General features: G+C 57.8%; 12 protein-coding genes. 5 read left to right on the top strand and 7 right to left on the bottom strand.

What is annotated here, in order from left to right:
• Positions 1-7: 7 nt before the first annotated feature.
• The 7 genes from ACR2TX_RS04745 to ACR2TX_RS04715 form a co-directional block, all read right to left on the bottom strand.
• Positions 8-814, bottom strand: coding sequence for a TIGR01458 family HAD-type hydrolase (locus tag ACR2TX_RS04745; RefSeq protein ID WP_086134664.1), 807 nt, complete (start codon positions 812-814; stop codon positions 8-10).
• A 130-nt stretch (positions 815-944) separates the two neighbouring features.
• On the bottom strand, positions 945-1,817 hold the full coding sequence (locus tag ACR2TX_RS04740) for an HDOD domain-containing protein (RefSeq protein ID WP_077730726.1): 873 nt from the start codon (positions 1,815-1,817) through the stop codon (positions 945-947).
• Between the two features lie 301 nt (positions 1,818-2,118).
• Positions 2,119-3,519: a diguanylate cyclase domain-containing protein gene (locus ACR2TX_RS04735; RefSeq protein ID WP_168183850.1), complete on the bottom strand. Its 1,401-nt coding sequence runs from the start codon at positions 3,517-3,519 to the stop codon at positions 2,119-2,121.
• A gap of 620 nt (positions 3,520-4,139) precedes the next feature.
• Positions 4,140-5,480: a sigma 54-interacting transcriptional regulator gene (locus ACR2TX_RS04730; RefSeq protein WP_077730728.1), complete on the bottom strand. Its 1,341-nt coding sequence runs from the start codon at positions 5,478-5,480 to the stop codon at positions 4,140-4,142.
• A complete protein-coding gene (locus ACR2TX_RS04725; RefSeq protein ID WP_077730729.1) occupies positions 5,477-5,863 on the bottom strand; it encodes a response regulator in 387 nt (128 codons plus the stop codon). Before ACR2TX_RS04725 ends, ACR2TX_RS04730 begins: the two co-directional genes overlap by 4 nt.
• A complete protein-coding gene (locus tag ACR2TX_RS04720) occupies positions 5,838-7,970 on the bottom strand; it encodes a PAS domain-containing sensor histidine kinase (RefSeq protein ID WP_077730730.1) in 2,133 nt (710 codons plus the stop codon). Before ACR2TX_RS04720 ends, ACR2TX_RS04725 begins: the two co-directional genes overlap by 26 nt.
• 43 nt (positions 7,971-8,013) lie before the next feature.
• Positions 8,014-9,570 carry a glucan biosynthesis protein gene (locus ACR2TX_RS04715; protein WP_077730731.1) on the bottom strand — a complete coding sequence of 519 codons (1,557 nt, stop codon included), beginning with the start codon at positions 9,568-9,570 and terminating at the stop codon, positions 8,014-8,016.
• A gap of 214 nt (positions 9,571-9,784) precedes the next feature.
• Between ACR2TX_RS04715 and ACR2TX_RS04710 the strand changes: the two genes are divergently transcribed.
• The 5 genes from ACR2TX_RS04710 to ACR2TX_RS04690 all read left to right on the top strand — a co-directional run bounded on the left by ACR2TX_RS04710 (position 9,785) and on the right by ACR2TX_RS04690 (position 12,675).
• The gene (locus ACR2TX_RS04710) at positions 9,785-10,549 is read left to right on the top strand and encodes a Nif3-like dinuclear metal center hexameric protein (RefSeq protein ID WP_086134671.1); all 765 of its coding nucleotides are present in this window, start codon (positions 9,785-9,787) and stop codon (positions 10,547-10,549) included.
• A gap of 6 nt (positions 10,550-10,555) precedes the next feature.
• Positions 10,556-10,930, top strand: a complete 375-nt coding sequence (locus tag ACR2TX_RS04705) for a GIY-YIG nuclease family protein (RefSeq protein WP_077730733.1) — start codon at positions 10,556-10,558, stop codon at positions 10,928-10,930.
• Complete coding sequence (locus ACR2TX_RS04700; protein WP_168183851.1) at positions 10,924-11,424, top strand: GNAT family N-acetyltransferase; 501 nt, start codon at positions 10,924-10,926, stop codon at positions 11,422-11,424. Before ACR2TX_RS04705 ends, ACR2TX_RS04700 begins: the two co-directional genes overlap by 7 nt.
• 153 nt (positions 11,425-11,577) lie before the next feature.
• On the top strand, positions 11,578-11,952 hold the full coding sequence (locus ACR2TX_RS04695; RefSeq protein WP_086134673.1) for a hypothetical protein: 375 nt from the start codon (positions 11,578-11,580) through the stop codon (positions 11,950-11,952).
• A 258-nt stretch (positions 11,953-12,210) separates the two neighbouring features.
• A complete protein-coding gene (locus tag ACR2TX_RS04690; RefSeq protein ID WP_077730735.1) occupies positions 12,211-12,675 on the top strand; it encodes a metallophosphoesterase family protein in 465 nt (154 codons plus the stop codon).
• The last annotated feature ends 149 nt before the right edge of the window (positions 12,676-12,824 follow it).

Genomic DNA, 12,824 nt, shown 5'->3' with positions numbered 1-12,824 from the left:
ATGTCTATTAGAGACCCAACAGCGCCGGCAATTCGTTGACGGAATCGATGATCTTGTCGGGCCGAATCGATGAGGCGTTCACATAACTTTCCCGATACTTGCCGGTTTTGACCAATATTCCGGTCATCCCGGCTTTTTGGCCACCGCCGATATCGAAATCGATATCGTCGCCTACGATGGCTGTTTCTTCGGCTCTCAGGCCCATATCCTGCAGCGCTATCCGGTAGAAATCCGGAGACGGTTTTCCCATTACCGTGGCTTCGACGCCGCTGCAATACTCGAGCGCCGCGACGAACCCGCCGATATCCATTCTAAGTCCCGTTTCGGTTTGCCAGAATCGATTCTTGTGGACGGCGACGAGCTTGGCACCCTGCATCAGTCGGTTAAATACTCGGTTGAGCAAGTTGTAAGACCAGTTTTCGCCGATATCGCCAAGGACGATATAGTCCGCCTGCTCGATGTCCGCTTCGGCGATATCGGCGAAGTCGCGTTTTACGTCTTCGGCCAGTAACAGAGTGCAAGGCCGGGAGCCACGTTGTTTCAGGTAGCGCAGAACCGCCTGCGGGGCACTCAGAATTTCATTGAATTCGATGTCGAACCCCAGTTTCACCAGTTTGTCGTGCAGCGAAGCCAGCGACCGAGTGCTGGTATTGGTGATGACACGAAGCGGATAACCCGCTGCGCGGATACGTCTTACGGTTTCCGGAGCGCCTTCGATGGTATGTGAGCCGACGTATAGCACGCCGTCGAGATCGAGCAGGATGCCTTTGATGTTGGAGAAAATGGCGGTTGACGAGCTGCGCTGGGAATTCATGGGATATCGGAGAGATTGTCCACGCTCGCCTTTATGGTCCGGTATTGCGCGTTATTCCGCAATTGCAGAACCGGCGATCGAATGCGCTATGACAAGCGAATTCGCGAAACTACGTATCTCCGTTAGGCTGTCAATGTATGACAGCGAAACTCGGCTTGATGATTTCGAAAACCTCGAAGGTCTGGATCCAGGCATCTTGAATGATGTTAGGGACCGTGTCCAAGGACAGTTCGAGCAGTTCCCAGGCGCCCTTGTCGACTCCCGTTTTTTCGGTGCTTAACACATCTTCCAGATTCACGCTGGGTTCGATATGGCTGGCCAGGGCGCTGGCCACGTGGATGAGCGCCGCATTTTTTCGATGATCCGCCGGAGCCTTGTTGGGCTCTAAATAGTGTGCCACGGCCCTTTGCAGGCGTTCGGGAAGTCTCCAGTTTCTCAATAGTTCGGCGCCGAGCTCGGCATGAGTAAAGCCGAAAATTCGCTGTTCCGCCTCGTTGATGGCGTCTTCGCCGCGTTCGCTGAGTTCCAGAACGCTCCGGTATTGATCGGGACGGCAGGAGTAGAAGACCAGTCTGCCTACCTTGTGCAGCAGTCCGGCTATGAATAGGGGTTCATTTTCGAAGATCCGGCAGCGGAAGGCCAAGGAGCGCGCAATGACGCCGCAGGCGATGCTATTGAGCCAGAACCGTTCCATGTCCACCCAGTGCGGCGGAATTCCCCTGAACGTACTCGCCACGGACGTCGCCAGCACCAGATCCCGGACGGCATCTCTACCGAGTAATGAAATCGCCTGGGAAACCGTTTCGACCTTGTGCGGCACGCCGGCAAAAGCGCTGTTCGCCAATCTCAACAATCTTGCGGTCAAGGCCGGATCGTTGACGATCACTTCACCGATCGCGCCATTGGTCGAATCGGGAGACTCCATGAGCTGAGTCACTCTCAGAGTCACTTCGGGCAGGGATGCGAGCGTCTTTACTTCTTTGACGAGCGTTTGGGCAGTCATCGGTTTAACCTGATGTTCTTGGCGCTGGTGCGTCACTATTTTTTTACCGGAAATGCGGCGTTCGAGCGGACTCTCCGCTCGAATAGCGCAACCCCTAGGGCTAGAAAGATCTGATTTATCTTGTGGGGCGGCACTGTAGAAGTGTAGTCGTCCTGAGAAAACCGTCTTGCTCGTTGAGATAAGCGGAAGGGAAGGACTTATCGAGGCTGGAATGAACGCCAGCCGTGGAAAATCGACATCAAATCAGTCCCGGACGAATCGACATGTCCGAGGCTCTGGCGTCGATCGGCAGAGGCGACCCTCAATAATGCCGATAAAGCTTTTTGGTCGAATCGCTTAGCGGTGCAGTCTCGCGCTTCAGATGATAACGGTTCTTGCCGGTCCGTTTGGCGTAATACATGGCCTCGTCGGCGGCTTTGACCAGGCTGTGGTTGTCGGTGCCGTGAATGGGGAAAATCGCGATGCCTATGCTGGAGCAGACGGCGATCTCCGAGCCGTTCACCTCGATCGGACGAGCGACCGCGCTCAGAATCTTTTCCGCGACGATGCAGGCTTCCTCGGCTCCGGAAATTCCCGGAAGCAGCACGAGAAATTCATCTCCGCCGATGCGGGCGACCGTGTCGCTCTCACGGAGCGATTGCGAGATCCTAAGCGCGGCTTGCTGCAGTACGAGGTCTCCCACATTGTGTCCGTACGTATCGTTGATTTCCTTGAAACAGTCCAAATCGACGAATAGGACGGCAAACTGCTGCCCATATCGGCTGGCGAAGGACAGGGCATGGCTGATTCGGTCGTTGAACAGAATCCGGTTCGGGAGACTGGTAAGCGCGTCATAGTGCGCCAGGTAGTAAATCTGCTCCTCGGCGGTTTTGCGCGAGGTGATGTCGAGGCCTACACCCAGAAGGCAATCGCTCTGTCCCAGTTTGGCTTTTGTGCTGGTGAAGAAAAACGGGATTCGCTGCCGGTCCTTGGTCAGGAAATACGATTCGGCGAGGGACCGTCCCGAGGTGAACATTTCGATGATATTGTCCCCGACAAAAGCGTGTTTGTCGTCTTCGGGAACGAAATCCAGCGGGTGTGCACGTTTCAGTTCGCCCGCCGAATAACCGGACATCTCTTCAAAATTAGCGTTCCAGCGTAGAAATCGCCCATCCTTGTCCGCCAGATAGAAGATGCCGGGCAAACTTCTTATCAGATCGTCGGCGAATCGGACTTCATTCCGGAGTGTCTCCTCGGTGTTTTTCTGTTCCGTGATATCGGCGAAAGACCACACGAACTTTCCGTCGTCGATCGTCCGGACGCTGACATCGACCGTTAAGATGTTTCCGTTTTTGTGCCTCACTTTCAGCGTGCTTCGCGCGATATCGCCGGACGTCAGCGCGTCCAGGCGTAACAGTTGAGCGGAGCAGTCCTCTACAATCACGGCTTCGACATCGATTTCACTGTGCTCTCCGAACCGGTGGCCGAGTAAGTCGCAAGCGGCGCGATTGGCATAGACGCAACGTAGGCTGGTCTTTTCAGTCACGCAGATGGCGGCAGGTGACAATTCCAGAATCGTTTCGAGATCTTCCCGGGAAGGTGGGGGAATTTGTCTTGTTTTTGTGAAGCGTTTGCCAAGAATGGCAAGCAATGCGATGAGCGACAGCGGCCCGACGAAGCCCAAAAGCTGAAAATTTTCGAAAGCGCCTCCGTCAAGACGCAAAAATCCTTCGTTTCCGAGTATTGGAAGCGAAGGAGCAATAAGCACAAAAAGGCCCGCCATCCAAGGAAGCCAGCTTAGTACGGGAAATGATAGTCCTTTCATCCCTACGATCCAGTATCCGTAAAAGATTACGCGGAGCGAACTGCATTCGTCCCAGCGATATTCCGATTTCCGTAGTATGGGATGACGAGTACGAAACACCATAAGTATTTCTACTCATACAGAGGTATGAATCGCGGTCGAGATGGCGGCGGTTTCCGCCGGTTTGAGATGGCTGTGATTACCTACAGGAGTTCGGTATTTCGAGCAGTGTTGGGTTGGCCGGTGTCGATATCTGCGTATTCGCAGAACGATGGATGAGGCTTTGATTCGAAGCTTCGGTTGTTGGGCTGGGGTGGGTGAAAATTCCGTGCGGGGTCCAAGGCAGCGGACAAACCGTGTTGCTTGCGATGCCAGTCTGTTTGGCTGAAAGCACGGGAAATTCTCGTCGGCAGTGGAGTAGCAAAAAAGTAGGGGCTCGGGGCGGGAGCAGGCTCAGCCCGCGATGAACGGACGTGAGCAGACCGTTCCTGAAAAGGCGCAATTCCTTTGGCGCCTCTTTCTTCAGGACAGGGAAACGGTCACTCGGAATCTTCCTTGAACTGTCCCGGCTCCAGATTGTGCCGGCGCAGCAGCGAATAGAATTCGCTGCGGTTGCGCTTCGCGAGCCTCGCGGCATGGGTGATATTGCCGTGGGTCACTCTGAGCAGGCGGATGAGGTAATCCCGCTCGAAGCTCTTCTTGGCGTCATCCAGAGACACCATCTCGCCGGCCTGTCGCTGCAAGGCCCGTTGGACCAGGGAAGCCGGTACGATCTCGACGGTGGCGAGGGCGACGATTTTTTCGATGACGTTCAGGAGTTGCCGGATATTGCCCGGCCAGGGGCAGGTCAGCAGCAGGTCCATGGCCTCCGGGGCGTAGCCGTTGATGGTCTTGCCGTATTTCCGAGCGAGTTGCGCCGTGAAATGCCGGGTGAGCAGCGGAATGTCGTCGACCCGCTCCTGTAGCGAAGGAAGACAGAGATTCACCACATTCAGTCGGTAGTACAGATCCTCCCGGAACCGCCCTTCGGCGATTTCCTTTTCCAGATTGCGATGGGTTGCGGAGACGATCCGCACGTCCACCGGCACGCTTTGCAAGGCCCCGACCGGCCGCACCGTGCGCTCTTGAAGAACGCGGAGGAGCTTCACTTGCAGCGGCAGCGGCATGTCTCCGATCTCATCCAGGAAGACGGTCCCGCCCTGAGCCGCTAGGAACAGCCCCTTGTGATCGCGGACGGCGCCGGTGAAGGCACCTTTGACATGACCGAACAGTTCCGATTCCAGGAGATTTTCCGGGATCGCACCGCAATTGACGGCGATGAACGGTTTCTGCGCTCTGGGACTGGCGCGGTGTATGGCCTCTGCCATCAGTTCCTTGCCGGTGCCGGAGGCCCCGGTGATCAGTACGCTGGCATCCTGAGCGGCGACCATGCGCGCTTCGGTGAGCACGGCTTCCATCCCGGCATTGCGGGTGATGATGGTGTCCGACCAGTCGAATTCGGGGGGCGCCCCGCTCTGCTCCAAGGCTCGCTCCACTTCGGCCAGCAAGGCCTCGGCCTCGAACGGTTTGGACAAATAGCCGAACACGCCCCGCCGTACGGCGTCCACCGCATGGGAAACGGAACCGTGGGCGGTGAGAATGATGACCGGCAGGGCCGGATGGATGTGCTTCAGGGAGTCGAACAGGGTCAGGCCATCCATGCCGCCCATCTGGACATCGGTAATCACCAGCTTCGGCCGATGGGTGGCCGTTTTCGCCAGGGCCTCCTCGCCGCTGCCGGCCTCGATGACGGCAAAGCCTTCGAGGTCAAGGCGCATGGCCAGGAGCTTGAGCAGCGCAGGGTCGTCATCCACGATCAGGATTTCCGGCCTTTGTCTCATGGCTGCGACTCCGCGGGGCCGACCAGGAGACTGCGGATCGTCTGCAGCAGTTCGGCGTGTTGAAATGGCTTGATGATGAAGCCGGAGGCGCCTTCGCTCAAACAGGCTTCCCGTTCGCTGGGCGCGGCGCTGGCCGTCAGGAAAACCAGGGGAATGGTGGCCGTTTCGGGACTCTGCATCAACTGTCGCAGGACCTCCCAACCGTTCAATTCGGGCATCAGAAGATCGCACAGCACCAGGTCCGGCGGTTCGGCCGCAATGGCCTCCAGTGCGAGCCGGCCGTTTTCCGCCTGGATTACCTTATAGCCTTCCAGTTCCAGCAACTGCGACGTCAGCATCCTCAGTGCCGGATCGTTTTCAACCACCAGGATTGTTTTCATCATGCTCCCCCCTTAACGGTATCCGCACCAGAAACCGGGTTCCTTTTCCCAATTCGCTGGTGTAGGTGATGTCGCCGCCGTGCAGCTCTATGCATTTCTTGACGATGGCGAGTCCCAACCCCGTACCCTGGATATTGTTGACATTGCGGGCACGGTGAAAGGTATTGAAAAGATTCGCCCGGTCTTCCGGCGGGATGCCGACCCCCCGGTCGGCTACTTCGAAAACGAGTCCGGCGGCGTCGCGGGTGCAGACCAGACTGACGGTGGACCCCTTGGGTGAAAATTTGACGCCGTTGCTGATCAGATTCAGGATGATTTGGCGCAAGATGTGGGTGTCAACCAAGGCCGGCGCGGGATGCCCGGTCGCGGTGAACTCGATGTCGTGTTCCCGGCCGACCCCGGTTCTTACCTCCTTGAGCAATTGCTCGCAGAAGTCGTCCACATCGGTCGGCTGCGGATTGAATTGCAGATGGCCGGTATCGGACTTGCCTATGAACAACACCTCTTCCAGCATTCGGGTCATATTCTTGACGGCCGTTTTGATCATACCGAGCAATTCGGCCTTCTTATCCGAGGCGAGGCGCTCGCCATAGGCTTCCAGCAGTTCGGTGGAGGACAGAATGGCGGTCAGGGGCGTGCGGAATTCGTGGGAGGTCATGGACACGAAGCGGGATTTGAGTTCGTTGAGTTCCTGCTCCCGCGCCAACGCTTTCCGCACTTCGGCCTCGGCCTGGCGAAGGTCCGCTTCCGCCTGGGTCCGGTTTGCGGCTTCGAGGGTGAGCGCCACCAAATTGCCGATGGACAGGGCAAAACCGACTTCCTCGGCGGTCCATGTACGCGCAGTTCCCATGTGCTCGTGGCAAACCACCGCCACGACCCGCCCGTCCAGCCATACCGGGACGTCGAGCATGGAGGTGATCCCCAGGGGTGCGAGGTAATGGTCGCGGAATTCGACGGTTGCCGGATCGGTCCAGGCGTCATTGGCCACCACCGGCCGGTTGGAAATGATGGCGGCATAGTACTGCGGATATCCGCTCATCCCGAAACCGCCGAGTTCCGATTCCGGTACGGTATCGTCGGACTCGGCGCGATAGATGATTTCCGGCCGCAGAGCCACGTCGTCCTCGCGCTCTTCGAAGCGGCCGAATACCATTCGCCCCAGACCCAAGGTGTAGGCCGCGGTTCTGAGGATGCGCAGGAGCGACCCCTTGTAATCGGTCTTATCCATGCGCGCCAGTTCGAACAGCACCGTGCGGAAGCGGAGCGCCCGCTCCGCCGTTTCCGCAGCGCCCTGCATGGCCCGCTTGCGCTCGGTGATGTCGCGCAGGAAGGCGCTGAAGCGATACCCTTCCGCGCAGCGTACCGGCCACACCGAGAGTTCGATGGGGAATTCCTCGCCGGCGCTATTGAGAGCCGAGAGCTCGATGGTCCGGTTGAGTACGGTGCCTTGTCCCGTGGCGAGGAAGCGCTTCAAACCGGCCTCGTGAGCCTCCCGGTAGCGATGCGGAATAATGAATTCGGACAGTCGGCCGCCGATCATTTGATCGCGTGGCCAACCGAAAATGCGTTCGGCCGCTCCGTTCCATTCCTTGATGATGCCATGCCGGTCAATGGTGACTACCGCTTCCGCGGAGGACTCGATCATCAACCGCATCAGCTCGGTGCGCTCGGCGATGCGCTCTTCCAGCTCCCGATTGAGCCGGTACAGTTCGTCCTGGGCGGCGCGGCTGTCGTAACCGCCGGCCGCCTCGGCCAAGATCCAGTCCACCCGGCCGGTATCGTCCCGCACCGGCCGCAGTGACAGATCGACCTGTAGCCAATGGTTTCCAGCACTGCGTACCGTGGTAATGAGCCGTATGGTTTCACCTGCGGCGGTTCGGGCGATGGCTTCCCGGATTTCCTGCTGTTTTGCGGGATCGTCGTACCACCAGGGGCCCTGCCAGAACGGCTTGCCTACAGCCGCTCCCCGACCGACCGGAACGGATTCGAAGGCTGCGCGGTTCACTTCCGCGACCACGCCGTTTGGCCGCAACACGGCGGTCAGCACGAAACCGGCCTCGAAAAAGCCGCCCGGTGCGGGTTGATTTTCAAGTTCAATACGTTTGTGCAAGTTCGGTATGGATTTGGATCAGGATTTAGTGCGCCGCCGCTTTTTATGCTGCCGGCGTCCATTGATAAAGCCAGGTTTCGGTCAGCGCGCCCAGTTCGTCCCGAAGATAGCAACGTAGGTCGACCGGCTCGCTGCCGTCGCTTATCAAGTCGAAATTGCAGCGCCAGGCGTTGGTACCCCTTAGCGGACGCGCCGCCGGCTCCTTGATTTGTCCACGGGAGGTCGTGATGATCGGCTCGACCTTGGCGGTTTCCGGCAGGTCGCTCAATCGGCCGCCTTCGAAGTCGATGACGAACTTGCGAGATGGAATGCGGTTCTTTTGTCCGGGAATGCCGCCTGCTCCGATACGGGTGGCAACCACCTTGGCCGCACGGGAACTGACCGGGGGCTCGCCCCAGTGCAATCGATATTTGAATACTCGCTCCTGGCCCGGCTGGAATAGTTCCTCCGGACTCCAAAAAACGACGATGTTGTCGAAGGTCTCGTCAGCCGTCGGGATCTCCACCAACTGCACGGCACCTCGACCCCACCCGTCGAGCGGTTCCACCCAAGCGGAAGGACGTAGATGGTAGTTGGCGCCATCGTCCAGATAATGGTCGAAGTTGCGATCCCGCTGCAACAGACCAAATCCTTTTGGGTTGTTGTCCACGAACGAATTGACGCGCACCACAGGGCTGTTGACCAGGGGGCGCCAAATCCATTCGTCGGTGCCGGCCCATAAGGCCAACCCGTCGCTATCGTGGATTTCCGGGCGGAAGTCGTCGGACACCCGGCGGTCGTTCTCGCCGTGCTGATACATGGATGTCAGCGGGGCTATGCCGATCCGCTCTATCGATTTACGCGGGAACAGATGGGCTTCGATTTCCATGACTGTCGTATCCCCCGGATTGACTTCGAAGGTATACGCGCCGGTGACGCTGGGGCTGTCGAGCAGCGCGTGGATGGTTACGAACTCGGCCTTGGGCGACGGTCGCTCCAGCCAGAAACGGCGGAATTCGGGAAATTCTTCGGGGCGCGGCAGCCCAGTGTCGACGGCCAATCCGCGCGCCGACAGGCCGTACTGCTTGGTGCCGCCGACGGCGCGGAAATAGCTCGCCCCGAGGAAGGCGAACATATCGCGTTCGAAGTCCGGCTCGGCATTGACGCGGAATCCGGCAAAACCGATGTCGCCGACTTTTCGGGGCCTTTCGAGTTTCGACCCGAACTCGAACAGGTCGGTCGAATACTCGATGGGTTCAGCCACGCCGTGGACGACCTCGTAGATCTCGACGGGGTGTTTGAAGAACAAGCCAAGGTGGAAAAGTCTTGCTTGGAACGGCAGATCTTGCTTGGCCCAGATCGAATGCTTGGTTTTGAAGCGGATCGATTGGTAGTCATCCCAATCCAGATTGGCGATCCAGGCCGGCAATTTTTCTTTGGGCGGATCGAAAGGTTTCCGGGAAAGCCGCTTCGCTTCCTCGATAAGCCATGCCTTGCTGAATGGCTTGGGTCCTGCTTTGCCTTTAGCTTCCGCGAGAGGCGTATAAAGCGCCGCCGGGCTGAGCACCCCCCATGCCGCCAGAGTCAGCAAACGCGCCAATAAGTCTCTTCGAGTCATCATGCTGTTACATCAATGAGAAATGAAGGTACGCAATCTAACGATCTTCCGACCTTACGTCCAGAGCCCAGAAAGCCCGTATGCGCCTGATGAAGAATGCGGTAGCTTCCCTCGGGCTGAGCTAATAGCGCTATCATGGGGAGCACGGCCGCCGCTGACGGCAGCGGTTTGCAGAATCGAGAACGCAGGAGGGCCAGTCAAAGATGGGGGCGTGCCAATGGTGATGCGAGATGATTTGGAAGCATTCTTGAAAGAACTCTTAAAACCGCAGGATTTCGCGGACTACGGCCCCAATGGCCTGCAAATCGAAGGGAGCGAGCGGATCGAGCGTATCGCGTTTGCCGTTTCGGCTACGGCGCACTCGGCATTCGCTGCGGCGGAACGAGGCGCTCAAGCGCTGATCGTGCACCACGGACTCTTCTGGAAGTTCCATGGCCCGAAAACCCTGACCGGCCCTTTCGCCCGGCGCGTTTTCCCGCTGGTGCGCAACCATGTCAGCCTGTTCGCTTATCATCTCCCGCTCGATGCCCATCCGGAAGTGGGCAATGCCGCCAGCCTGGGGCGGGCCATCGGTCTTGGCGAGCAGCAATCTTTCGGTGATTACCAACGTTGCCCGACCGGCATCAAGGGAGTGTTTGCCGAGCCGCTAAGCGCCGCCGCATTGCGGGACAGATTGGGCGCGGTGCTCGACCATCCGGTGCTGTTCGCAACCCCCGATGAAAGAGCGATTGTTCGGTCGTGCGGGATCATTACGGGCGGTGCGAACCGGGATTGGCCCTTGGCCTTGCAAGACGGGCTCGATGCCTACGTCACCGGCGAGATGAGCGAACACGACTGGCACGAGGCGCAAGAGGCCGGAATGCACATGTACGCGGGCGGCCACAACGCTACCGAACGCTTCGGCGTTCAAGCCTTGATGGAAAGGGTGCAGGATACTTTCGATGTCGAGTGTTTCTTCATTCCCAGCGACAATCCGGCATGATCGATCATGGCGTTTTCGACCTACCAGTTACTGATTCACGTCTCCGAAAACCTCCGAATCCGGATAGGGCAACTCGGCACCTTCGATTTTCCCACAGGCCGTTACATTTATACCGGGAGCGCGAAACGTAACTTCGAAGCGAGAATCACGCGGCATTTGGCCAAGAGCAAACGGCTGCGCTGGCATATCGACTATTTATTGGCCGCTTCCGGCGTCGATGTCGTGGACGTGCTAAGGTTTGACGCGTCCGAATGCGAGGTCAATCGTCGCACCGCAGGTCGCGTTATCGTCAACCGCTTCGGAGCCGGCGATTGCCGATCGGGTTGCGGCAGTCACCTCAAGTATCGAGCGGCCGGAGAGACTGTTGGGGAGCCATGCTGAGCATCGTTTCTGCCCAACCCGAAGATGCCGAAGCCATCGCCGAAATGGCTCTGGATATATGGCGACGCCATTATTATCCGGACGTGCTGACCCAGGATGAGATCGAGCATTTTTGGAATCGCATGTATCGGCCTGAAGCGATACGAAGCGAAATGGAGCGCGGAGTCGTTTACGAACGGATCATGCTGGACGGTGAAATGGTCGGTTTTCTCGCTTATCACCACCATCTGGAGCAGATGCGTATGCGGCTCAACAAGCTTTATCTTTTGCCGCAATTTCACGGGCGGGGATACGGCGCGTCCGCGCTGGCGCACGTCAAGGCCGTCGCGGCGCGCTTAGGGGCCCGCGAGATTTATCTTTACGTGTTCAGGAAGAACGATAGGGCAGTCCGTGCCTATCTTCGGGCCGGTTTCGTCATCGTCCGCGCAGAAATAGCCGAAGGCGGCGATGGTTTCTATTACGATGACTACGTGATGTGCTGTACGCTTGATTGAAGCGGGCGGTCCGCGGCTAAGCAACTGGGCATCCAGAGCACCGAGATGTGAGCTGGGCCGACGCCATCCTTGGCTTTTGGATTCCGAATCACAAACGGTTGCTTTAGCTGCAACCCTATTGTCTTCAGCCGCTCGTTATTGCGCGGGCGTTCCATGCTGCATCTGTTGGCCGCCCTGCATCGGTCCGCCGTGCTGCATTTGACCGCCGCCATGCTGTCTCATCTGCTGCATGTGCTGCTGCATCATTTGCTGATGCTGCGCGTGGTGTTCTCGCATGAGTTTCCGTTGTTCTTCTTTCAGTCGCTCCCGTTCTTTGTCGTCTTTGGCGGCGATGATCTGGTTCATGAGTTCGTGCATTTTCAGCATGTGATCCTGGGCTTGCCGAATGTGCTGTTCTCGTTGTTCCTCGGTCATGTTTCCCATCATGCCGCCCATGCCCCCCATCATTCCACCCATACCCCCCATGCCACCCATTTGGTGCTGACCGGTAGACTGTTGAGACGCGTGTTGTTCGGCGAAGCCGGTTGAACAAATCGGAGAAATCAACAATGCGGCAGCGATGCATTTCAAAGTTGTTTTCATAATGATCTCCTCCTAACGATGAGCTGATTAAACTGTCGACTCTGGTCCGCCGTCTTACGTGACATACGTTCCATCTTTTCAAAGTAGCAGCTAATGGACGGATGCACCATAGGCGGGAGCGGTTCGGAAACCGTCGTCCCCAAATAACATGAGGACATCATCTGAGCCGGCCGAGTTCAAGTCTGGAACCTATTTGGAACCCTAATGCGTTTTATCGGCGTTATTTCGGATACTCATGGTTTGATGCGACCTGAAGCGATAACCGCGCTTGGAGGCTGCGATCTGATTCTTCATGCCGGCGACATCGGTCGTCCCGAAGTGCTCGATACATTGCGATCCATTGCGCCGGTCGTCGCCGTTCGTGGAAACGTCGATAAGGGGGCATGGGCGGAGCCGCTTCCGGAACGGGAAGTTGTTCGTATCGATGGCCGTTGCATCTATCTCTTGCACAACCTGAAAGAGTTGAATCTGAACCCGGCGGCAGCCGGATTCGCCGCCGTGGTTTCAGGGCATTCCCATCAGCCGAAGATCCGTAAAGAAGGCGGGGTTTGTTATCTGAACCCCGGGAGTGCGGGACCGCGGCGGTTCAAATTGCCGGTTTCGATCGGGCGTTTGGTGCTCTCGGACGGAGAACTGTGCGGTGAGATCGTTGAACTCGATGTTTATTAATCAGGCCCGTAAATACCAGGAGGGTATTTACGGGCCGCTGCCAAGACCGGTGTACAGGCCCGGCCTTGGCTCACTCGGCTTGCCGCCGCGCCGGGGTATCCGTGTCCCGGATTAACCCGGCCTATGTTTATAGGCCGGGTTAATAAGAC

Origin of the sequence: Methylocaldum sp. GT1BB (assembly GCF_051027545.1) — a bacterium.
GTDB lineage: Bacteria > Pseudomonadota > Gammaproteobacteria > Methylococcales > Methylococcaceae > Methylocaldum.
The sequence above is the reverse complement of the archived record's forward strand: the minus strand, read 5'-3'. Positions and strand labels throughout refer to the sequence as shown.